This is a genomic window from Microbacterium testaceum StLB037 (genome assembly GCF_900104345.1).
GTDB classification, from domain to species: Bacteria; Actinomycetota; Actinomycetes; order Actinomycetales; family Microbacteriaceae; genus Microbacterium; species Microbacterium testaceum_A.
This window is the reverse complement of the sequence record NZ_FNJN01000007.1, coordinates 48,077-68,080: the sequence shown is the minus strand read 5'-3', so window position 1 is coordinate 68,080 and position 20,004 is coordinate 48,077. Positions and strand designations below refer to the sequence as shown.

The 20,004-nt window shown below is 70.3% G+C and carries 23 protein-coding genes and 1 tRNA gene; 8 read left to right on the top strand and 16 right to left on the bottom strand.

What is annotated here, in order from left to right; genetic code table 11:
- Nucleotides 1–76: 76 nt before the first annotated feature.
- Nucleotides 77–487 carry a hypothetical protein gene (locus tag BLS25_RS14470; protein ID WP_074696643.1) on the bottom strand — a complete coding sequence of 137 codons (411 nt, stop codon included), beginning with the start codon at nt 485–487 and terminating at the stop codon, nt 77–79.
- Between the two features lie 133 nt (nt 488–620).
- Between BLS25_RS14470 and BLS25_RS14465 the strand changes: the two genes are divergently transcribed.
- Nucleotides 621–926 (top strand): hypothetical protein, encoded by a 306-nt coding sequence (locus BLS25_RS14465; protein WP_056229218.1) that lies wholly within the window; start codon nt 621–623, stop codon nt 924–926.
- 27 nt (nt 927–953) lie between these two features.
- Here the strand turns inward: BLS25_RS14465 and BLS25_RS14460 are convergent.
- The 3 genes from BLS25_RS14460 to BLS25_RS14450 form a co-directional block, all read right to left on the bottom strand.
- Nucleotides 954–1,026, bottom strand: a tRNA-Thr gene (locus BLS25_RS14460).
- Between the two features lie 61 nt (nt 1,027–1,087).
- Nucleotides 1,088–1,465 carry a hypothetical protein gene (locus tag BLS25_RS14455; RefSeq protein ID WP_056229222.1) on the bottom strand — a complete coding sequence of 126 codons (378 nt, stop codon included), beginning with the start codon at nt 1,463–1,465 and terminating at the stop codon, nt 1,088–1,090.
- Nucleotides 1,466–1,507: 42 nt separating this feature from the next.
- A complete protein-coding gene (locus tag BLS25_RS14450; protein ID WP_326493368.1) occupies nt 1,508–2,464 on the bottom strand; it encodes a DsbA family protein in 957 nt (318 codons plus the stop codon).
- A gap of 236 nt (nt 2,465–2,700) precedes the next feature.
- Here BLS25_RS14450 and BLS25_RS14445 point away from each other — a divergent pair, with 236 nt between their 5' ends.
- Both BLS25_RS14445 and BLS25_RS14440 read left to right on the top strand, forming a co-directional pair.
- Nucleotides 2,701–3,804, top strand: a complete 1,104-nt coding sequence (locus BLS25_RS14445; RefSeq protein WP_056229229.1) for an ABC transporter ATP-binding protein — start codon at nt 2,701–2,703, stop codon at nt 3,802–3,804.
- Nucleotides 3,805–3,884: 80 nt separating this feature from the next.
- On the top strand, nt 3,885–5,207 hold the full coding sequence (locus BLS25_RS14440) for a DUF4032 domain-containing protein (protein ID WP_074696639.1): 1,323 nt from the start codon (nt 3,885–3,887) through the stop codon (nt 5,205–5,207).
- A 94-nt stretch (nt 5,208–5,301) separates the two neighbouring features.
- On the opposite strand, the gene BLS25_RS14435 is transcribed toward BLS25_RS14440, so the two are convergent.
- The 3 genes from BLS25_RS14435 to cysS all read right to left on the bottom strand — a co-directional run bounded on the left by BLS25_RS14435 (nt 5,302) and on the right by cysS (nt 8,456).
- Nucleotides 5,302–5,943, bottom strand: a complete 642-nt coding sequence (locus BLS25_RS14435) for an NAD(P)-dependent oxidoreductase (protein WP_056229236.1) — start codon at nt 5,941–5,943, stop codon at nt 5,302–5,304.
- A gap of 121 nt (nt 5,944–6,064) precedes the next feature.
- The gene (gene rlmB / locus BLS25_RS14430) at nt 6,065–7,063 is read right to left on the bottom strand and encodes a 23S rRNA (guanosine(2251)-2'-O)-methyltransferase RlmB (RefSeq protein WP_056229240.1); all 999 of its coding nucleotides are present in this window, start codon (nt 7,061–7,063) and stop codon (nt 6,065–6,067) included.
- Nucleotides 7,056–8,456, bottom strand: a complete 1,401-nt coding sequence (gene cysS, locus BLS25_RS14425) for a cysteine--tRNA ligase (protein ID WP_074696637.1) — start codon at nt 8,454–8,456, stop codon at nt 7,056–7,058. Before cysS ends, rlmB begins: the two co-directional genes overlap by 8 nt.
- Before the next feature lie 77 nt (nt 8,457–8,533).
- Between cysS and BLS25_RS14420 the strand changes: the two genes are divergently transcribed.
- Nucleotides 8,534–8,986, top strand: a complete 453-nt coding sequence (locus BLS25_RS14420; RefSeq protein WP_056229869.1) for a GNAT family N-acetyltransferase — start codon at nt 8,534–8,536, stop codon at nt 8,984–8,986.
- Here the strand turns inward: BLS25_RS14420 and BLS25_RS14415 are convergent.
- Nucleotides 8,983–10,185, bottom strand: coding sequence for a bifunctional 2-C-methyl-D-erythritol 4-phosphate cytidylyltransferase/2-C-methyl-D-erythritol 2,4-cyclodiphosphate synthase (locus BLS25_RS14415; RefSeq protein ID WP_056229246.1), 1,203 nt, complete (start codon nt 10,183–10,185; stop codon nt 8,983–8,985). The two genes, BLS25_RS14420 and BLS25_RS14415, sit on opposite strands and share 4 nt — an antisense overlap.
- A gap of 115 nt (nt 10,186–10,300) precedes the next feature.
- Nucleotides 10,301–10,783, bottom strand: a complete 483-nt coding sequence (locus tag BLS25_RS14410) for a CarD family transcriptional regulator (RefSeq protein WP_056229249.1) — start codon at nt 10,781–10,783, stop codon at nt 10,301–10,303.
- A gap of 160 nt (nt 10,784–10,943) precedes the next feature.
- Here BLS25_RS14410 and BLS25_RS14405 point away from each other — a divergent pair, with 160 nt between their 5' ends.
- The gene (locus tag BLS25_RS14405; RefSeq protein ID WP_074696635.1) at nt 10,944–11,504 is read left to right on the top strand and encodes a DNA modification methylase; all 561 of its coding nucleotides are present in this window, start codon (nt 10,944–10,946) and stop codon (nt 11,502–11,504) included.
- A gap of 56 nt (nt 11,505–11,560) precedes the next feature.
- On the opposite strand, the gene BLS25_RS14400 is transcribed toward BLS25_RS14405, so the two are convergent.
- Complete coding sequence (locus tag BLS25_RS14400) at nt 11,561–12,244, bottom strand: response regulator transcription factor (protein WP_056229258.1); 684 nt, start codon at nt 12,242–12,244, stop codon at nt 11,561–11,563.
- Complete coding sequence (locus BLS25_RS14395; protein ID WP_074696633.1) at nt 12,241–13,455, bottom strand: sensor histidine kinase; 1,215 nt, start codon at nt 13,453–13,455, stop codon at nt 12,241–12,243. The genes BLS25_RS14400 and BLS25_RS14395 overlap by 4 nt, the downstream gene beginning before the upstream one ends.
- A gap of 172 nt (nt 13,456–13,627) precedes the next feature.
- Between BLS25_RS14395 and phoU the strand changes: the two genes are divergently transcribed.
- Nucleotides 13,628–14,311, top strand: a complete 684-nt coding sequence (gene phoU, locus BLS25_RS14390; protein WP_074696631.1) for a phosphate signaling complex protein PhoU — start codon at nt 13,628–13,630, stop codon at nt 14,309–14,311.
- A gap of 63 nt (nt 14,312–14,374) precedes the next feature.
- On the opposite strand, the gene BLS25_RS14385 is transcribed toward phoU, so the two are convergent.
- A complete protein-coding gene (locus tag BLS25_RS14385) occupies nt 14,375–15,121 on the bottom strand; it encodes a phosphoglyceromutase (RefSeq protein WP_074696629.1) in 747 nt (248 codons plus the stop codon).
- Nucleotides 15,122–15,183: 62 nt separating this feature from the next.
- Between BLS25_RS14385 and BLS25_RS14380 the strand changes: the two genes are divergently transcribed.
- Nucleotides 15,184–15,972, top strand: a complete 789-nt coding sequence (locus BLS25_RS14380; RefSeq protein ID WP_074696627.1) for a class I SAM-dependent methyltransferase — start codon at nt 15,184–15,186, stop codon at nt 15,970–15,972.
- 3 nt (nt 15,973–15,975) lie between these two features.
- On the opposite strand, the gene BLS25_RS14375 is transcribed toward BLS25_RS14380, so the two are convergent.
- From BLS25_RS14375 to BLS25_RS14360, 4 genes are all read right to left on the bottom strand, one after another.
- A complete protein-coding gene (locus tag BLS25_RS14375; RefSeq protein WP_176786384.1) occupies nt 15,976–17,085 on the bottom strand; it encodes an FUSC family protein in 1,110 nt (369 codons plus the stop codon).
- Nucleotides 17,082–18,170 carry a CAF17-like 4Fe-4S cluster assembly/insertion protein YgfZ gene (gene ygfZ, locus BLS25_RS14370; protein WP_056229280.1) on the bottom strand — a complete coding sequence of 363 codons (1,089 nt, stop codon included), beginning with the start codon at nt 18,168–18,170 and terminating at the stop codon, nt 17,082–17,084. Before ygfZ ends, BLS25_RS14375 begins: the two co-directional genes overlap by 4 nt.
- A 2-nt stretch (nt 18,171–18,172) precedes the next feature.
- Nucleotides 18,173–18,772 carry a heme-binding beta-barrel domain-containing protein gene (locus tag BLS25_RS14365; protein WP_074696625.1) on the bottom strand — a complete coding sequence of 200 codons (600 nt, stop codon included), beginning with the start codon at nt 18,770–18,772 and terminating at the stop codon, nt 18,173–18,175.
- A gap of 130 nt (nt 18,773–18,902) precedes the next feature.
- Complete coding sequence (locus tag BLS25_RS14360) at nt 18,903–19,193, bottom strand: hypothetical protein (RefSeq protein WP_056229286.1); 291 nt, start codon at nt 19,191–19,193, stop codon at nt 18,903–18,905.
- A gap of 114 nt (nt 19,194–19,307) precedes the next feature.
- Between BLS25_RS14360 and BLS25_RS14355 the strand changes: the two genes are divergently transcribed.
- On the top strand, nt 19,308–20,000 hold the full coding sequence (locus BLS25_RS14355) for a winged helix-turn-helix domain-containing protein (protein WP_056229289.1): 693 nt from the start codon (nt 19,308–19,310) through the stop codon (nt 19,998–20,000).
- Nucleotides 20,001–20,004: the final 4 nt, after the last annotated feature.

Below are 20,004 nucleotides of genomic sequence, written 5' to 3'. Positions count from 1 at the left end.
CAGATCCCGGTCGACGATTCGACCTCGCCGTTCCGCGAGTGGACCGCCACGCACGGAGGCTGAGTCCGCGTGGACGTCAGCGGGGGCTCGAGGGCGCCGCGCCTGCGGAGGCTCCTCGCTGGCCGCTCTCGCGATCCCACTCGAGCGACTTCCACTGGAGAAACGTGCAGAGGTTGCTCGCCACGACGAGTTCGGCGGCGAGACTGGCGATCTCGTGCACGGACAACCCGAGTTCCCGGGGCTGCGGAGTGATCGTCATCTCCCACAGCGGGTCGTCCCAGCCGCGCGGCTTCATGTAGACCGAGGACGATGCATACCGAAGGCGCAGGATCACCAGCCCGGTGTCCTCTCCCCCGTCGTCCTCCTGGGGCGCCACGGAGATGCTGCCCGCGATGCAGTGCTCGTTCTCTTCGAACTCGTCCACCCAAACCTGCAGTTGCTCGCGCGAGCGCCGCGGCGGGGAGTCTTCGATGTCGGCGTCGGTCACGGGCCGAGCTTACGTTTCCGGCGTTCGTTATGACGAAACTCCGTCAGGGGTTGACGCCCCGCAGTGTGCCTCGCGCTCCCCCGTTCCGGCAACCCCCGTCCGGCATCGATGGAACACGCCTACCGTGCGTGTCATGGGACAGAGCATCGAACGATTGCGGATCGCCGTCGACGGCGTCTCGCACGCGCTCGCGCCCCTCGAGCACGCGGACGACCTGCGCCGTCAGGTCCTCGCCGCCGTCCACGCGGGTGGAGGCTTTTTGACGGTGACCACCGACGACGGCAGCAAGCTGAGCATTCTCGTCACCCCCGCCACCTCGGCCACCATCTCCGTCGTGACGGTTCATCTGCAGGAGGACACGGCGGATGCGCAACAGGCCGCCTGGGCGCCGCCGTCGATCAACTACGACGACGACGACACGCCCTTCGACGTCATCTGAGCGATCCCGCGCAGGGGATGGATGGGGTGCCGGCTACAGGACTTGAACCTGCAACCCCCGTATTACAAGTACGGTGCGCTACCAATTGCGCCAAGCCGGCGTGAGACGGGGAGCGTCTCGATGGACGAGTCTAGAGCGGCGGGCGGGCCGCTCTCGACGCGTCAGACGGCGTGGGTTCCGCTCTCGCGGTCCCACTCGAGGGACTTCCACTGCAGAAAAGAGCAGAGGTTGCCCGCGACGACGAGTTCGGCGGCCAGGCTCGCCATCTCGTGCGGCGTGAGGGTGAGATCGTCGGGACGCGACGTCAACGTCGCCTCCCACAGCGGCTCGTCGTAGCCCTTGGGCTGCATATAGATCGACGCGCGCGCGTTCATCAGGTTCATCACCACGAGACCGGTGTCCTGACTGTCGGCGTCCTCTTGCTCGACGACCTTCAGCTGGCCGGCGAACAGATGCCCCTGCTCACGGAACTCCTGCACCCAAACCTTCAGCTGCGCCAGGGACCGCCGCGGCGGGGAGTCCTCAAGCTTCTCGTTCATACGACCAGAATCGCACACCACAGGCCTCTTCGAGGGATCGAATCAGCCCGCGGGCGTCGTCGACGGGGTGGTCGACGGCGTCGGGGTGGCGGTCGAGTAGTACGCGTTGCTGTCGACCGTGAGTACGAACTGGGCGAACTCCTTCGCGTCGTCCATATTCCCGACGTACTCGGTGCCGTTGACGAGCACGGTCGGGGTCGCCGTCAGCGCCTGCCCCTTCGTGCCGGGCAGCCCCTTGATGGCGCGATCGGTCGCCGCCTTCGCCCAGGCCGTGTAGGTCTCGTCTTCGATGCAGTCGCGCACCGTGCCGATGTCGCTCACGCCCGCGCCCTGCGCCATGTCGGCGAGCTGCTGGTCGCTGTAGCCGTCGGAATCGACAGCGGGCTGGTTGGTGAGCAGCTCGTGGTTGAACGCGAAGAACCGGTCGGACGAGTGGGTCGCGACGCAGGCGGCGGCACCGGCCGCACGCAGGCTGTACTTCGTGCCGTTGGACTTGGACGTCAACATCGCCACGGGGTAATAGGTGAGGGTCGCGGCCTTGTCTCCGACCCACTTCGACAGCTGGCTGGCGTTCGCGGACTGGAACTCGCGGGCCTCGGCCGACATGTAGTCGACGTACACGCGGATGTCGACGGGAGCGGCCGTGCCCGTGGGCTCCGGCGTCGCCTCGGCGGTGGGCGCGGGCGCGTCTCCGGGAGGAGTGGCCTGGGCCGACGTGGTGGCGGCGCTGCCGTCGACGGTCTGGTCGGCAAGGGGGTCGGCCACCTGCGAGGCGTTGGTGATCACGAAGCCGTCGTCGGTCGCCGCGTCGGGGAGAGCCTGCGAGCGGGCCTCGCGGGAGTTCAGGGCGAACGAGACTCCCACCGCGGCGACCGCGATCACGGCGACGGCGCCCACGCCCAGCAGCGAGCGGCGCACGATACGCCACCGCGTCTGCTTCGCCTTGACCTGCTGCGCCTTCTCGCGCACCGCCTCGCGGCGGTCGCGTTCTGCTGGCACATTCGGTGACTGGTCGTTGGACATGAAACCTTCCGGGCACGGACGATGCCGCATGAAATCAGGGGGGCCGCGCGGGTGGGGCGACCGAGCATCGATGGTAGCCAGGCTGGCTGAGAAATGACCAGACACGTGCGATACTGACCCTGCGTCCAACGTCGGGCGCACGGGGTCGCCCCCGTTCATTCCATTCACTACGGATCGTCCGGCACGTACCTGCCGGTGAAGGAGAAGAAAACATGGCGTCCGTCACCTTCGACAACGCAACCCGTCTGTACCCGGGCGGAACCCGCCCCGCGGTGGACAAGCTGAACCTCGACGTCGCAGACGGCGAGTTCCTCGTTCTCGTCGGCCCCTCGGGCTGCGGAAAGTCCACGTCGCTGCGCATGCTCGCCGGCCTCGAAGAGGTCAACTCGGGCCGTATCCTCATCGGCGACCGCGACGTCACCGACGTCCCGCCGAAGGACCGCGACATCGCGATGGTGTTCCAGAACTACGCGCTGTACCCGCACATGACCGTCGCCGAGAACATGGGCTTCGCGCTCAAGATCGCCGGTGTCGGCAAAGAAGAGCGCGCAGCCCGCGTGCTCGAGGCCGCCAAACTGCTCGACCTCGAGCAGTACCTGACCCGCAAGCCCAAGGCCCTCTCGGGTGGTCAGCGTCAGCGCGTCGCCATGGGTCGCGCCATCGTGCGTCAGCCCCAGGTCTTCCTCATGGACGAGCCGCTGTCGAACCTCGACGCCAAGCTCCGCGTGCAGACGCGCACCCAGATCGCATCGCTCCAGCGTCGCCTCGGCGTCACCACGGTCTACGTCACGCACGACCAGACCGAGGCGCTCACCATGGGCGACCGCATCGCCGTGCTGAAGGACGGCCTGCTCCAGCAGGTGGGCACCCCGCGCGACCTGTACGAGACCCCGAAGAACGTCTTCGTGGCCGGCTTCATCGGCTCGCCCGCGATGAACCTCTTCACCGCCGACCTGGCCGAGGGTGGCGTGCAGTTCGGCAACCTGGTCGTTCCCGTCGAAGCCGACACCATCGGCAAGGCCAACGGCTCCGAGGTCACCATCGGCGTGCGTCCCGAGGACATCCAGGTCGCTCCCGCCGACGGCCGCGGCCTCTCGGTCGTCGTCGACCTCGTCGAGGAGCTCGGCGCCGACGGCTACCTCTACGGTCACACCGACATCAACGGCAAGCGCACCGACCTGGTCGCGCGCGTCGACGGCCGCCGTCACCCCAACGCGGGCGAGACGGTCGTGCTGGCGCCGGTCCCCGGCCACGTGCACGTGTTCGACGTCGAGACGGGCGAGCGCCTGACCGACCGGGCCATCGCTTCGGCCTGACCCACGCTTCGACGCGGCGCGTCCTCGATCCCGATCCGTCGGGTCGGGGGCGCGCCGCACCGTTTCCCCCGGAGGTACCCGTGTCCGAATCCCTCAGCATCACGGCCAGCACCGTCGACCCGGGCCTCCTGCAGCTGCCCTGGTCGACCGGCCTCGCCGACTGGCCCAGCAGCCACATCGTGGCGCTTCCGAAGGGCATCTCGCGGCACCTCGTGCGCTTCGCCAACCTGTCGGGTCGGGTCGTCGCCATCAAGGAGACGACCGAAGAGATGGCACGGCGCGAGTACGACATGCTCGGCAACCTCGACCGTCTCGACGCCCCCTGCGTCGACCGCGTCGCGGTGATCGCCGGTCGCACCGACGCCTCGGGTCGCCCGCTCCCCGCCGCGCTCGTGACGGCGCACCTGCGCTTCTCGCTCCCCTACCGTGCCCTGTTCACGCAGGTGCTCCGCCCGCACACCGCGACGCGCCTCGTCGACGCCCTGGCCGTGCTGCTGGTGCGTCTGCACAACGTGGGCTTCTACTGGGGCGACGTCTCGCTGTCGAACACCCTTTTCCGCCGCGACGCCGGCGCGTTCGCCGCGTACCTGGTCGACGCCGAGACGGGTGAGCTGCACGGCAACCGCCTGACGCCGGGTCAGCGTGCGCACGATCTCGACATCGCCCGCATCAACATCGCCGGCGAGATCATGGATCTCGAAGCCGGGGGCCGCCTCGAGGGCGGAGTGGATGCCGTGGCCATCGCCGACGGTCTCGTCTCGTCGTATCACTCGCTGTGGGGGGCTCTCACCGACAAGGAGTCCTTCGCCGTCGACGAGTCGTGGCGCATCACCGAGCGCGTGCATCGGTTGAACGCCCTCGGCTTCGACATCGGCGAGATGTCGATCCGCACGGCCAGCGACGGCACGAAGGTGTCGATCCAACCCAAGGTGGTGGATGCCGGACACCACCAGCGCCGCCTGCTCCGTCTGACCGGCCTCGATGTCGAAGAGAACCAGGCCCGTCGACTGCTCAACGACCTGGACGAGTTCCGGGCCCGCGTGTCACGCCTCGGCGCCGATGAAGAGATGGTCGCGCACGAGTGGCTCACCCGCGTGTTCGAGCCGATCGTCATGGCGATCCCGTGGGACCTGCGCGCCAAGCTCGAGCCCGCCGAGGTGTTCCACCAGGTACTCGAACACCGCTGGTACATGTCGCAGGCGCGCGGTCGTTCGGTGCCCCTGGCCGAGGTCGTGAGTTCGTACATCGACGACGTCCTGCGTCACCGTCGCGACGAGGCCACCGTGATGGGCCCGCCCACCGACACGATGTCGCTGCCGACGGTCTCCGACGCCGACGCTCCCGAAACCGGTGAGGTCCCCACGACCGACACCGACGCGGTGGACTGGCGCGACCTGGTCTGACCGCTCCTCGGGCCGGGCACCGCGCGCCCGGAACGACGGAGGCCGTGGCATCCGGATTCGATCCCGGATGCCACGGCCTCGGTGTCTCGCGGGCTCAGTACCCCACGGTGAAGCGCTCGCGCGTGTGCTTCGGGTTCTCGATCTCGTCGAGGACCGCGATCGCGAAGTCGGCACCGCCGATGAACGAGTTGCCTTCGTCGTCGACGACGAGCACGTCGCCGCCGTCGCGGTACGACCCGGTGCGCTCCCCCGGAGCCCACGCGCCGAAGCCGCCGGCGGGGTGGATGTAGAACCAGTCGCGACCGGTGTCGTCGGCCTGGAGGTCCTCGAGGATGCCGTACGCCTCGAGGGCCTCGGGCTTGAACTCCTCGGTGAACTCGGCGGTGTCGACCAGGCGCGGGCCGCCCTCGGCGACCAGCGATCCACCCGCGCCACCCACGACGCCGATGCGGACGCCGTCGGGGAGCGCGGCCACGAGCTCGGCGATCGCGGGGCGCAGCTTGCCCTCCATGTCGCCGCGGGGGGCCACGGCCGACACGACCACGTCGACCCCCTCGAGCTCGGCGACGAGCCCGGGGACGTCGAGCACGGTGCCTTCGACGTAGGTCGCTCCCTCGATGCGCTCGGCCGGAACCGAGCGGGCGACCGAGACCACGGTGTGGCCGCGGCGCACGGCTTCGGTCACGATGTGGCTGCCGGCGTAGCCGGTGCCTCCGATGACGGCGATGCGGGGCATGGGCGTTCCTTTCGTCAGTCTGCTGGACGGAACCACGTCCTCCTCCAGCGTGCCGTGATCGGGGCGCCCGGGCAATGCGACCCGGCGTGTTCGTCGGGCTTTCAGAGCAGGATCGTGGAGCTCACCGAGCCGCGCGCAGCGTCGACACCTGGTAGAGGGCGACGGATGCCGCGATGCCGGCGTTGAGCGACTCGGTCACGGCCGAGATCGGGATCGACACGACCTGGTCGCAGGTCTCGGTGACCAGGCGCGACAGGCCCTTGCCCTCCGAGCCGACGACGATCACGACGGGACGATCCGCGAGCTCGAGGGCAGGCAGCGAGACGTCGCCGTCGCCGTCGAGGCCGAGCACGAAGACACCCTGCTTCTTGAACTCCTTCAGCGTGGCCGTCAGGTTGGCCGCCAGGGCGACGGGGATGCGGGCGGCGGCCCCGGCGCTGGTCTTCCACGCGGCGGAGTTGACGCTCGCCGAGCGACGCTGCGGGATGATCAGCCCCTGACCGCCGAACGCGCCCGTCGAGCGGATGATCGCGCCGAGGTTGCGGGGGTCGGTGACGCCGTCGAGCGCGACGAGCAGGGGCACCTGGCCCTTGTCGATGATCTGCTCGAGCAGGTCCTGCGGGTGGGCGTAGGCGTACGGGGGCACCTTGAGGGCGACGCCCTGGTGCACGCCGTCGAAGCCGGCCATGCGGTCCAGCTCGGGGCGGGTGACCTCGAGCACGGGGATGCCGCGGTTGGTCGCCATCGACAGCATCTCTTTGACGCGGTCGTCCATCTCGATGCGCTGGGCGACGTACATCGCCGTGGCGGGGATCTTCGCGCGGAGCGCTTCGAGCACCGAGTTGCGACCGGTGACCGTCTCGGTGTCGTCGGCCGCCTTGGGGCTCTTGCGGTTCGGGTTGCTGCCGACGGCGCGCACGCCCGGCTTCGCCTTGCCGCCGGCGGCGGCGTAGCGCTCCTGGGCGGCCTTGCGCTTGCCCGCGGGGTGCCAGGCGCGGTCCTCGGCCTTGGGGGTCGGTCCGCGACCCTCGAGTCCCTTGCGGACGTGGCCGCCGGTCCCCTTTAGGGGGCCCTTCTTCTTGCCGGGGTTGCGTGCTCCCGGGCGTCCAGGCTTAGCCATCGATTCTCCAATGCGTTCCGGCCGGAGTGTCCTCCAGCGTGATTCCTGCGGCGGCGATCGCGTCTCGAATGCGATCCGCGGCCGCCCAATCCTTGTCCGCGCGTGCCTGCGCACGCTGCGTGATCATCGTCTGGACGAGGGCGTCCAGAGCGGCGGTCTCCGCTCCCCCGCCGGTGCCACCCCACTGAGAAGAGTGAGGGTTGAGACCCAGGACGAGCGTCATCTGCGAGACGTCCGAGACGTCCTGCTTCGCTTCATCGTACTTGCCGGCGTCGAGCAGCGCATTTCCCGAGCGGATGCTCGTGTGGATCGCCGCCAGCGCCCGCGGCACCGAGAGGTCGTCGTTCATCGCTTCGACGAACTCCGTCGGGAGCCCCTCCTTCGCCTCGGTCCATCCCGGCTTCACGAGGCGAGCGGCTCGGTCGAGGAAGGTCCGGATGCGACCGAGAGCCGCCTCGGCCTCGGCCCACGAGGCTTCGGTGAGGTCGAGGTTCGAGCGGTAGTGGGCCGCGGCGAGGGCGTAGCGCACCACCAGCGGGTCGTGAGCGTCGAGCACGTCGGAGGCGAGGGTGAAGTTGCCCAGCGACTTCGACATCTTCTGCCCGTCGACCGTGACGAGACCGTTGTGCACCCAGTACCGGGCGAACGGGTCCCCGGCTGCGGTCGACTGGGCGATCTCGTTCTCGTGGTGGGGGAAGCGCAGGTCGAGACCGCCGCCGTGGATGTCGAACTCGGGCCCCAGGTATCGACGCGACATCGCCGAGCACTCGATGTGCCAGCCCGGGCGCCCCGCGCCCCACGGCGAGGCCCAGGTCGCCGAAGCGGGCTCCCCGGGCTTCGCGCCCTTCCACAGGGCGAAATCGCGCGGGTCTCTCTTGCCCCGGGGGTCGGCGTCGGCGGCCGGCTCCATGGCATCCAGGCTCTGCCGCGTGAGCTCGCCGTAGGCGGGCCACGATCGCACGTCGAAGTACACGTCTCCGGCAGCGGCGTAGGCGTGACCGCGCTCGATGAGCTCCGAGATGAGCTCCTGCATCTGCGTCACCGAAGCGGTCGCGCGGGGCTCGTACGTCGGGGGAAGGATGCCGACGGCCTCGTAGGCCCGCGAGAACTCGAGCTCCATGCGGTAGGCGAGAGCCCACCACGGCTCGGTGTCCCGCGCGTTGGCGAGGACCTTGTCGTCGATGTCGGTGACGTTGCGCACGAAGGTGACGCGACCGTAGCGGTGCGCGAGCCAGCGGCGCAGCAGGTCGAACGCGAGAGCCGCGCGGACGTGACCGATGTGGGGACCCGACTGCACGGTCGGCCCGCAGACGTACACCGTGACGTTCGAGGGGTCGAGGGGGACGAAGTCGCGCAGAGCCTGCGCCTTCGTGTCGTAGAGCCGAACAGTCACCGCCCCAGCCTATCGGCCGCCTCCCCGCGCGACCCGAGCGTGAAACATGGGGTCGTTAGGGTGCGGGAGTGCCCCTCATGATCCGCCCCGATGACCTGTCCGGAGACGCCACGCGCGCTCTCGTCGCCGCGCACCTCGCCGGCATGCTCGAGAACACACCCGTCGAGAGCGTGCACGCGCTCGACGTGGACCGTCTCGCCGCCGACGGCGTCACGGTGTGGTCGGCGTGGGTGGACGACGAGCTCGCCGGTATCGGCGCGTGCAAGGACCTCGACGGGGGCCGGGCCGAGCTGAAGTCGATGCGGGTCGTGGAGGGCTTCCTCGGCCAGGGGATCGGTCGCGCCATCCTGCGGCACATCATGGACGATGCACGGGAGCGCGGCATCCGGAGTCTGTGGCTCGAGACCGGGAGCACCGACGACTTCGTGCCCGCGCGACGCCTCTACGCCAGCGAGGGTTTCGTCGAATGCCCGGCGTTCGCGCCCTACGCGCCCGACCCGCTCTCGACCTTCATGTCGCGCGAGCTCTAGGCCGGCAGGAGCAATGCCGTCGCGAAGGCGGCCACACCCTCGGTGCGTCCCGTGAAACCGAGACCGTCCGTCGTGGTGGCGCTCACCGATACCGCCGCACCGCCGAGGGCGGCCGACAGCACCTGCTCGGCCTCGACGCGACGCGACGCGAAGCGCGGGCGGTTCGCCTGCACCTGCACCGACACGTTGCCGATGCGCCATCCTGCGGCTCCGAGCAGGCCGACGGTGTGCGCGAGGAAGGCGGCGGCGTGCGCTCCGGCGAATTCGGGCCGGTCCGTGCCGAAGTGCGTGCCGATGTCACCGAGACCCGCGGCCGCCAAGAGCGCGTCGACGATCGCGTGGGCGACGGCGTCACCGTCGGAGTGGCCCGAGAGCGCCTGCTCCCCCGGCCATTCGAGCCCCGCGAGCCAGAGCGTCCCCTCGCCGCCGAAACCGTGCACGTCGGTGCCGATCCCCACGCGCGGGGCCGTGTGCACCGGCGCCTGGACGAGGGATGCCGCGGGAATCGCCTGCAGAAGAGCTCGAGCACGGTCGAGGTCGGGGCCGGTCGTGATCTTGAACGCCACGGCGTCCCCCTCGACGGTGACCACGGAATGCCCCGCCGCGGCGACGGCCGCCGCGTCGTCGGTGTGGTCGACATCGACCGACGCGAGCGCCGATCGGAGCACGGTCCGCAGGAAGCCCTGAGGGGTCTGCGCGGCGGCGAGCTCCGAGCGGTCGACGGGTCCGACCACGCGTCCGTCCTCATCGACCCGCTTGATGGTGTCCACCACGGGGAGCGTCGGAATGACCGCCGCGGCTCCGGCGTCGATCGCCGCGACCACACGGTCGAAGACGGCGGCGGGCGTCAGCGCGCGCGCCGCGTCGTGGACCAGGACGATCTCGACGTCGGCCCACAGCGCGTCGAGGCCCGCGACGACCGATTCCTGACGGGTGGCGCCGCCCACCACGACGGTGACGAGATCGGCGCGATCGCCCGCGGCATCCCGCGCATCGGTCAACGCCTCGCCCTCGTACCCCGGGGGCACCACGACGACCACCTGCGCGGTCGTCGCCGCGAACACACCGCGCAGGGCGTGGTGCAGGATCGACCGGTCGTCGATGCCGACGAACGCCTTCGGCGCTCCACCCTTCAGACGGGTGCCGGAGCCGGCGGCGACGACGATGACCGCGAGACGGGGAACGGGGGTGAGAGTCACCCGTTCACGCTAGCGCGACCCGTCATGCGCCGCGGAACGCCGAAAGCCCCGGCCTCGTCATCGGTTCTCGACGACGGGGACGGGGCGTCAGCGCGGGGGTCCCGGCGCCGGGGCGTCAGGACGCGAGGACCTCGTCGAGCACGACGCTCGCACGGTCTTCGTCGGTCTTCTCGGCCAGAGCGAGCTCGGAGACGAGGATCTGACGGGCCTTGGCCAGCATGCGCTTCTCGCCGGCGGACAGACCGCGGTCCTGATCGCGGCGCCACAGGTCGCGGACGACCTCGCTCACCTTGATCACGTCGCCCGACGCGAGCTTCTCGAGGTTCGCCTTGTAGCGACGCGACCAGTTGGTCGGCTCCTCGGTGAAGGGTGCGCGCAGCACCTCGAAGACGCGGTCGAGACCCTCTTTGCCGATCACGTCGCGAACGCCGACGAGGTCGACGTTGTCAGCCGGGACCTCGATGACGAGGTCTCCCTGCGTGACGTTGAGCTTCAGGTATTTCTTCGTCTCACCCTTGATAACGCGTTCCTTGACCTCGATGATCGTGGCCGCGCCATGGTGCGGGTAAACGACGGTCTCGCCAACCTCAAAAAGCATGGAGTTATGTCCTTTCGGCAACATCCAGGATACCACAGGCCCGCATGCGCTAAGGTTCCGCCCACCTCGCAGCCTTCCCCTCCTCGCGTGCGTGGGGGCGGCTCGACACCGCGGACCCCGTAGGATGATCTGGATGCCGTTTGTCGATCTTGGAGGATCCGTGAAAACGCGCCTGATCGCGTCCATCGCCGTGGGTGCCGCTGTCGTGCTCGGCACGACTGGATGCAACATCCTCGCCCCGCAGGCGACCACCATCGATTACTCCGCGTCGGACGGCGTGAACGTGCCGGCCGACTCCGGCCCGCTGCACGTGCGCAACGCGCTGATCGTCGCCAACGACGACGGCACGACCGGCAACTTCGTCGCGGCCATCGTCAACGACACCACCGAGTCGCTCACGCTGCGCCTCGAGGTCGGCGAAGGTTCGACCGCGGTCCGCTCGTCGGTGAACGTCCCCGCCAACCGGACCCTCAGCCTCGGCGACCTGGCCGACGACGTCGAGCCGCTGCGCCTCGACGACATCGACGCCGTGCCCGGTTCGACCGTGCCCGTGTACTTCCAGTCCGGCGACGGACAGGGCGCACTCATCCAGGTCCCCGTGCTCGACGGTGCACTCGAGTACCTCGCTCCCCTGGCACCGACCCCCGAGGCCACGTTCTCGATCCCGGCGACGCCCTCGGCCACGCCGACCCCGACTCCCAGCGCGACTCCCGCGTCCTGAACGAACGACGAAGGCGCCGACGGTCTCCGTCGGCGCCTTCGTCGTTCCCGCGGGGGTCAAGCCTCGAAGCGATACCCCAGACCGCGCACGGTCACGAGCATGCTCGGCTCGCTCGGGTTCTGCTCGATGCGCGAGCGGATGCGCTTGATGTGCACGTCGAGGGTCTTGGTGTCGCCGAAGTAGTCGGTCCCCCACACGCGGTCGATGAGCTGGCCGCGCGTGAGCACGCGACCGGCGTTGCGCATGAGCACCTCGAGCAGCTCGAACTCCTTGAGGGGGATGTTGATCTCGCCACCGTCCACGGCGACCGTGTGACGGTCGATGTCCAGCACGACGCGCCCGCCCGACAGGACCCGGTCGTCGAGGTCGGCCTCCTCGGGCGTGCGGCGGCGCAGCACGGCGCGCATCCGCGCGAGGAGTTCGCGGGTCGAGTAGGGCTTGGTGACGTAGTCGTCGGCGCCGAGTTCGAGACCGACGACGATATCGACCTCGGAGTCCTTCGCCGTGAGCATGATGATCGGCACCTGCGAGGTCAGACGCACCTGACGACATACCTCGGTCCCCGGCATCCCGGGGAGCATGAGATCCAGCAGGAGGATGTCGGCTCCGCGCTCGCGGAAGGCGACCAGTGCGAGGGCGCCGTCCTCGGCGATCTCGACTTCGTACCCCTCCCGGCGCAGCAGGTAGGCCAGCGGGTCGGCCAGATCGGGTTCGTCCTCGACGATCAGAACGCGGGTCATGCGGTGTCTCCCTTCGCGGGTACGGGGGTCGTCGCGGAGCCCTTGCGGCCCTTGCGACGGGGTTTGGGGCGGACGCTCTCGAGGTCGGGAGCTTCCGACATCGGAAGGCGGATGGTGAAGGTCGAGCCGCGGTCGGGCCGAGACCACAGCCGTACCTCTCCCCCGTGGCGCTGGACGGCGTGCTTCACGATCGACAGGCCGAGTCCCGTTCCACCGGTCCGGCGCGAGCGCGCCTGGTCGGCGCGGTAGAAGCGCTCGAAGACGCGGTGCTGGTCGCTCTCGGGGATGCCGATCCCGCGGTCGGTGACGGCGATCTCGACGACCGTGTCGTCGAGCTTGATGCCCACTCCGACCTTCGATCCCACGGGCGAGTAGGCGATGGCGTTGGCCACCAGGTTGCCGACGGCCTCGGTGAGGATCTGCGGCTCCCCGCGCACCCACAGGCCCTTCGTCCCCCCGCGGACCACCGTGACCTGGGCGGCATCCGCCTGGATCGCGTACCCCTCGACCGCGGCCGTGACGACCTCGTCGATCGAGACGTCGCGCACGTCGCGCAGCTCGTCGGAGGCCTGCAGGCGCGAGAGGCTGAGGATGCGGTTGACGAGCGCAGCCAGTCGGGTGACCTCCGCTTGCAGGCGCGACGAGAAGTGCCGCACCTGGGCGGGGTCGTCGGCGGCGGACTCGATCGCCTCGGCGAGAAGGCTCACCGCGCCGACGGGGGTCTTCAGTTCGTGGCTCGTGTTGGCCACGAAGTCGCGCCGCATCTCTTCCACGCGCTCGTGCTCGGTGATGTCGCGCAGGACGAGAAGGGTGAGGCGGGCCGAGATGGGCGTGGCCCGCACGGCCACGAGGCGCGGTTCGGCGGGAGCGGCGCCGCGGCGCAGGCGCAGGTTCTCGGCGATGCCCGAGCCGGTGTCGCGCGCCACCCGGGACACGCGCTTGAGCTCTTCGCTGGCGATCACCTCTCCGGCGTGGACGCCGAACACCTCGGCGGCCGGCGAGAGCGCCAGCACGGTCGATGAGGTGTCGCAGACGAATGCGGGGTCGTCCATCGCCCCCAGCATGGCCTCCACGCCCTCGGGCACCTCCGAGGAGGTCTGTGCGAGGGAACGGTCGCGAGCGCGGAGGGCTGCGACCACGAGGCCGACCACCGCGGCCCCGACCAGGAGTCCTGCGAGGAGCGCGAGCAGCACGAGCTGCGGTTGTTCCATGCCCCCAGCGTAGAGCCGCCTCCCGGGCGTCACCGGCCGTTCACCCCCGTGCAGGCCGCGGCAGAGGCTACTATTCACTGTCACAGCACCACTCGTTAACCTTCGCTGGGAAGAATCCCCGAGGGTTGCGGGACACCTATGTGCCGTGCCGCCGACGAGGAAGGTACCCGCCATGCGCGAAGTATTCCACCAGTCCCTCGAGGACGTTCAGAGCCGACTGGTCGAAATCGCCGACCTCGTGACCGTCGCGATCGACCGCGCCACGCGCGCCTTCGGCACGAGCGACGTCTCCCTCGCCGAAGAGGTCATCGAAGCCGACGCCGTCATCGACGAGAAGGCCTTCGAGCTCGACGAGCTCGCGATCGAGATCCTCGCCCGCCAGCAGCCCGTCGCCCGCGACCTGCGCATCGTCGTCACCGCCCTCCGCGTGAGCGCCTCGCTCGAGCGCATGGGCGACATGGCCGAGCACATCGCCCAGCTGGCACGTTCGCGCTTCCCCGAGCGGGCCATCCCCAAGGGCCTGAAGAGCACCTTCACCCGCATGGGCGAGCTCGACGTCGAGGTGGCGCGCAAGCTCGCCGAGCTGCTGCGCACGCAGGACCTGCGCATCGCCGAGGCCATTCGCGACGCCGACGACGACATCGACGAGCTGCACGTCAGCGTCTTCGAGAAGGTGCTCGGCGACTCCTGGAAGGGCGAGGCCACCGCCACGGTCGACGCCACCCTCGCCAGCCGGTACCACGAGCGCTTCGCCGACCACGCCGTCTCGGTCGCGAAGAAGGTCGTCTACCTCGCGACGGGCGACTGGGCGGGCGCCGACGACGAGTCCGCTCACGAACCGAGCCCGGTCATCTGAGCCCAGAACACGAGAAGAGGGGGTGGATGCCGATCGGCATCCACCCCCTCTTCTGTTCCGGCGTCAGTGCTTGTTGCCCTGAGCGGCGACGGCGGCGGCACCGGCGGCCGCGGCCTCGGGGTCGAGGTACTCGCCCGGGCCGAGCGGCTTCATGTCGTCGTCGAGGCGGTACACCAGCGGGATGCCCGTGGGGATGTTCAGCTCGGCGATGTCGGCGTCGCTGATGCCCTCGAGGTGCTTCACGAGACCGCGCAGCGAGTTGCCGTGCGCGGTGACGAGCACCGTCTTGCCGGCTTGCAGATCGGGCACGATGTCGCTGTGCCAGTAGGGCAGCATGCGGTCGATGACGATCTTCAGCGACTCGGTGTCGGGCACCTCACCGTCGATGCCGTCGTAGCGGGGGTCGCCGACCTGGCTGTACTGATCGTCGGCGGGCAGGGCCGGCGGCGGCACGTCGAACGAGCGGCGCCACAGCATGAACTGTTCGTTGCCGAACTCCTCGAGGGTCTGCGCCTTGTCCTTGCCCTGCAGAGCGCCGTAGTGACGCTCGTTGAGGCGCCACGACCGCTTGACAGGGATCCAGAGGCGGTCGGCGGCGTCGAGGGCGAGGTTGGCCGTCTGGATCGCGCGGCTCAGCACCGAGGTGTGCAGCACGTCGGGCAGAACGCCGGACTCGGCGAGCAGCTCGCCGCCGCGCTTCGCCTCGGCCTTGCCCTGATCGGTGAGTCGCACGTCGACCCAGCCGGTGAACTGGTTGGTCTTGTTCCACTCGCTCTGCCCGTGGCGGAGGAGGATCAGCGTGTGAGGCATGACTCCATGCTACCGAGACGAGCGCCGCGGACCGGGGCCGCGAGGCCTGGCAAAATGTTCGGGTGACCCCCTCCCCCGTCGGCCGGCCCACGCGCGGCACGACCGGGGTCAACCGCCTCCGCCGGATCGATCGCTGGATCGCCCGTCACCCCGTCCTCCGCCGCGCCGATGACCCCCTCGTCGTCGACCTGGGCTTCGGAGCCAGCGCCGTGACACCCCTCGAGCTTCTCGCCCGTCTGCGCAGTCAGCGACCGGATGCCGAGGTCCTCGGTCTCGAGATCGACCCCGACCGCGTCGCCCGGGCGCGCGAGCAGGCCGTCGGCGTCGAGGGCGTGTCCTTCGCGCGCGGCGGGTTCGAGGTGCCGCTGCCCGGGAGCCGTCGTCCCGCGGTCATCCGCGCCATGAACGTCCTGCGGCAGTACGACGAGGGCGACGTCGCCGACGCCTGGGGCCGCATGTGCGCGCGGCTGCAGCCGGACGGCATCCTGGTCGAGGGCACCTGCGATGAGATCGGTCGCATCGCGACCTGGGCCGAGGTGGGGGTGGATGCCGTTCCCCGCAGCCTCACCATCTCGCTGCGTCTCGCCGAGCTCGACTCCCCCGCGATCGCCGCCGAACGTCTGCCGAAGGCCCTGATCCACCGCAACGTCGAGGGCGAGCGCGTGCACGAGTTCGTGGCATCCCTCGATCGGGAGTGGACCCGCGCTGCGGTGGTCGCCCCGTTCGGGCCGGTCCACCGCTGGCGCACGGCGATGCGGGCCGTGGCGGACGCGGGGTGGCCCCTGCTGCGCCGCGAGCGGTGGAGACTCGGCGAGGTGGGCGTGGCGTGGGAGGCCGTCGCTCCGCGCTGAGCCTCAGACGCGCGGCAGGAGTTCGCGCGCGTCGGCCGAGGGCATCCCGGCGGCGACGAGCAGATCGACGGCGAGCGGACGCAGGGCCGCAATCAGGTTGAGCTCGCCGACGCGTCCGTCCGGAAGGAGGGCCGCCGGGTCGAGCCGCCGAGCGACCGCCCCGATCGCCTCCCGGGCGACGGGCTCGAGCGAGATGTCGTCGAGGCCGTCGCGCACGAGCCCCGCCCCTCGGGCCAGCTCGGCCAGAAGGTCGGCGGGAACGGGCCGGCTCTCGCCGTCGGCGCAGAGGTACGCCGCACGCCGAGCGACGACGCGCAGATTCCGCGTCGTGAGATCCAGCGCCCCGCGCACTCGCTCATGGCGGTCGAGTTCGGTCCGCTGGCGGCGCAGGAACGGCGAGATGCGGGCGACCTCGCGACCGGATTCGAGCGACCCGCTCCACGCGTCGACGTAGGTCTGCAGCGAACGGGCACGCTCGAGACCGCGCTCCGCCCGAGCCCGGTCGCCCTTGCGCAGGGCCCGAACGATCGTGTCCATGGCCGCGTCCATCGCGTCGAACAGCTCGTCGGCGTCGCGCAGCTCGGTGCGACGCAGAGTGCGCGGGATGAGCGCGGTCACGATCAGCGCCGCGACACCCCCGACCGCGCCGTCGACCAGGCGGAGGAACGGGACGCCCGAGACCAGGACGAGGGCGATGAGCGACTGCACCACCGCGGCGAGCGCGAACCCCGGCTGCGGCGAGAGGAAGCGCGCGACCACGAGCGTGACCGTCATCGCGAGAGCGATCTGCCACCATCCCGCGCCCGCCACGATCAGCACGACCTCGGCGATCAGGATGCCGACCAACATGCCCATGACCGTCTCGGCCACCCGCCACGGACGTGCGTCGCGAACGAGGCCCAGGCTCGACACCGTCACGGTCGCCGCCAGCAGCGGCACCGGATGCCCGAGGACGACGTGGGCGAACGCGAAGGCGGCCGTGGCGGCGACGACGATCTGGGCGATCGCGGGGAGCGACTCGCGGACGCGGACGAAGCGACGACCCAGCGTCGTGCGCCAGCGCGAACGGGCGACGACGACCCCGACGGTCGTCGAGGAGTCGTCGGTGCTCATTCCGCGGCGCGGCGGCGCCCGAGGCGCGGCAAGCGGGGAACCGAGGCGGTGGCCCCGGCGTCGGCCGGCACGACCGTCTCGGCTGCGGCGGCGAGCGGGCCGTCAGCGGTGTCGACGACGAGGGGCTCGCCCTCGGGGGCGGTGCGCTTGACGAGGGCGAGGGCGATGGGGCCCTCCTCGTGGTGCACGGCGACCGAGGTGATGGCACCGATCACGGTGTCGCCCGCGCGGACGACGTCTCCGCGAGAGGGGAGGACGTTGTCGCTGCCGTCGAGCTGCAACGCCACGACGCGACGCGGCGGGTGACCGAGGTTGTGCACCTTGGCGACCGTCTCCTGGCCGCGGTAGCAGCCCTTCGACAGGTGCACCGCCGTGCGGAGCCAGTCCATCTCGTGCGGGAGGAGCCGCTCGTCGGCGTCGACGGACACCCGGGGACGCCACGCGGCCACGCGCAGCGCCTCGACGGCGTCGAGACCGGCCAGAGCCGTCTGCCCCGCCGCGGCGGACGCGATCACGCGCTCGTACTCCGCGGCATCCACGATCGCTTCGGCCCAGTCGCGGTCGGCACCCGGGTGCGGGTCGACACGGGCGTACGCCCAGCCGCCGGGAGAGACGTCGGGCCACGGATCGACCCAGACCGGTGCGACGGTCGTGAGGGCGCTGACGGCCTCGCGCGTGCCACCGAGGACGAACAGCTCGTCCGAACGATCCGTCACCACGACGCGCAGGCGGAACCGCATGCGCGTGAGCCAGGTCGCGAGGGCCTCGGCGTCGGAGGCGTCGACGAGGAGCCACGTGATCTCGCCGTCGTCGACCACCGAGGCGGCGTGCTCGACACGCCCCTGCGGATCGAGGATGAGGAACTCGGTCGAGACCCCGGGCGCCAGGTGCGTGAGCGCCTGCGACGACAGGGAATCGAGCCAGCTACGGCGATCCTCGCCCGAGACCGTGATGATACGGCGGTCACCGAGCGGGGCGAGGGCGGATCCGGATGCCAAGCGGCGCTGCTCCGCGACGGGAGCACCGACGTGGCGGAGGCCCCGGTCGTCGACGACCGCACCGGGGACGTCCGAGAACGAGGTCATGCTCACTCCGCCCGAGCCAGTCGAGCCGAGGCGTGCGAGCCGAGCTCGCGACCGAGGGCGGCGATGTCCCAGGCCCACAGCAGGTGGTTGTCGACGAGACCGTAGAGGCGGGTGGCCGCGGTGTAGGACTTCGCTCCGGCCGTGCGGACGACCGCATCCGTCGCCAGATCGATGCGCGGGCCCTTCACCTGCCCGACGTAAAGCTCCAGGATGCCGTCTGCGTGCGCCAGGCTCACCTCGATGTCGAAGCCGCCGTCGGCGTTGCGGAGCGCTTCGACGTCGTCGGCCGTCCGGGTCACCGGGGCCGCGGTCGCCGGGAGCAGTCCCGGACCGGCATCGGCGTCGCCGACCGGCCGTGCGAGGCGCCAGTAGCCGATCTCGGAGACGAGCGGTCGTCGCTCTTTTCCCTCGAGGAGCCACGCGTCGGCGGAGTAGTTCAGGAACGCACCGCCATCGTGGCTGAAGCTCACCCGGTGGGCGAACTCACCCGAGAAGGATCGGCCGTCGACCTCGTAGTCGATGACGCCGGTACCCTCCCAGACGCCGACCAACCACGAGAGCGGAACGAGGTCGGCCGGAAGATCGGTCGGGATCTCGATCACGACGCGCTCAGCGCTGGCCGCGGTAGAGGTTCCAGATGACCGTCCCGGACACGAAGGCGATCGCCAGCGAGGCGAGGCCGAGAAGTCCCACGAAGAACGCTTCGAGCGCGAAAAGGTCCATAGCTCGATCCTAGCCCGACACCAGCGCGGCGAGACCGAACCCCGCAGTGATGATGCCGAGCACCACCATGGCGCCGACGCTGCTCAGCGCCATGCGCTGGATGAAGGCCTGCGATCGGCCGTACCAGAGCTGCACGGCGAAGGCCACGATGATGCAGCCGCCCAGGGCCACGGTGATCCACTGCGCGCGCCAGGGCTCGGGGGCGAACAAACCGATGAGCACACCCGCGACCGCGGCGAGCACCCACACAGCGACGACGCCGCCGAAGGTGCGGCGCGGCGCGAGGTCGGGCGTGGACATGCCCCCATCATCACCCACGACGCCCCCGACGCGCACGCGCAGCGCCGGTGTCGAGGGGCTGCGCCCGTCACCCTAAGATGATCGGGTGCGCGGCACGCCGCACGGGAGGTCCTCTTGGCACAGCTTCTGGTACTCAGCTCCGCCCCGGGCGGCGGCGCGGCCCTGCCTGCGCTCGAACTGCTGAGCCACCGCGTCCGACAGATCCCCGCCGAGGCCGCGCAGCTGGTGAACGCCCCCAGCGCCGACGTCATCTTCGTCGACGCGCGCTTCGACCTGGTCGGCGCGAAGTCGCTCAGCAAGATCCTGACGACCACCGGCGTCGAGGCGCCGCTCGTGCTGATCGTCACCGAGGGCGGACTCACCGCGGTCTCCACCGACTGGGGCATCGACGACGTCGTCCTGGTCGGCGCGGGTCCCGCCGAGATCGACGCGCGCATCCGACTCGCGATGGGCCGTCGCGCCGCCGATCAGGTCTCCACGCGCATTCAGACCTCGGGCATCACGATCGACGAGTCGTCCTACTCGGCGAAGGTGCACGGCAAGCCCCTCGACCTCACCTACAAGGAGTTCCAGCTCCTGCACTTCTTCGCCACGCACCCCTCGCGCGTCTTCACGCGCGAGCAGCTGCTGAGCGAGGTCTGGGGCTACGACTACTTCGGCGGCACGCGCACGGTCGACGTGCACGTGCGACGCCTGCGCGCGAAGCTCGGCGATCTCGAGCAGCTCATCGGCACGGTGCGCAACGTCGGCTACCGGTTCAACGTCTACGAGGACGACGCCCCCGCCGCGGCATCCCCCTCCGCATAAAGCC

Excerpts from the sequence above, each read along its gene's own strand:
- BLS25_RS14375 (WP_176786384.1), bottom strand. The coding sequence starts at position 17,085 with ATGAGCACCGACGACTCCTCGACGACCGTCGGGGTCGTCGTCGCCCGT.
- BLS25_RS14410 (WP_056229249.1), bottom strand. The coding sequence starts at position 10,783 with ATGCTTTTTGAGGTTGGCGAGACCGTCGTTTACCCGCACCATGGCGCG.
- BLS25_RS14455 (WP_056229222.1), bottom strand. The coding sequence starts at position 1,465 with ATGAACGAGAAGCTTGAGGACTCCCCGCCGCGGCGGTCCCTGGCGCAG.
- BLS25_RS14360 (WP_056229286.1), bottom strand. The coding sequence starts at position 19,193 with ATGTCCACGCCCGACCTCGCGCCGCGCCGCACCTTCGGCGGCGTCGTC.
- BLS25_RS14400 (WP_056229258.1), bottom strand. The coding sequence starts at position 12,244 with ATGACCCGCGTTCTGATCGTCGAGGACGAACCCGATCTGGCCGACCCG.
- BLS25_RS14445 (WP_056229229.1), top strand. The coding sequence starts at position 2,701 with ATGGCGTCCGTCACCTTCGACAACGCAACCCGTCTGTACCCGGGCGGA.
- BLS25_RS14435 (WP_056229236.1), bottom strand. The coding sequence starts at position 5,943 with ATGCCCCGCATCGCCGTCATCGGAGGCACCGGCTACGCCGGCAGCCAC.
- BLS25_RS14465 (WP_056229218.1), top strand. The coding sequence starts at position 621 with ATGGGACAGAGCATCGAACGATTGCGGATCGCCGTCGACGGCGTCTCG.
- ygfZ (WP_056229280.1), bottom strand. The coding sequence starts at position 18,170 with ATGACCTCGTTCTCGGACGTCCCCGGTGCGGTCGTCGACGACCGGGGC.
- BLS25_RS14385 (WP_074696629.1), bottom strand. The coding sequence starts at position 15,121 with ATGCCTCACACGCTGATCCTCCTCCGCCACGGGCAGAGCGAGTGGAAC.
- rlmB (WP_056229240.1), bottom strand. The coding sequence starts at position 7,063 with ATGGCTAAGCCTGGACGCCCGGGAGCACGCAACCCCGGCAAGAAGAAG.
- phoU (WP_074696631.1), top strand. The coding sequence starts at position 13,628 with ATGCGCGAAGTATTCCACCAGTCCCTCGAGGACGTTCAGAGCCGACTG.
- BLS25_RS14395 (WP_074696633.1), bottom strand. The coding sequence starts at position 13,455 with ATGGAACAACCGCAGCTCGTGCTGCTCGCGCTCCTCGCAGGACTCCTG.
- BLS25_RS14420 (WP_056229869.1), top strand. The coding sequence starts at position 8,534 with ATGATCCGCCCCGATGACCTGTCCGGAGACGCCACGCGCGCTCTCGTC.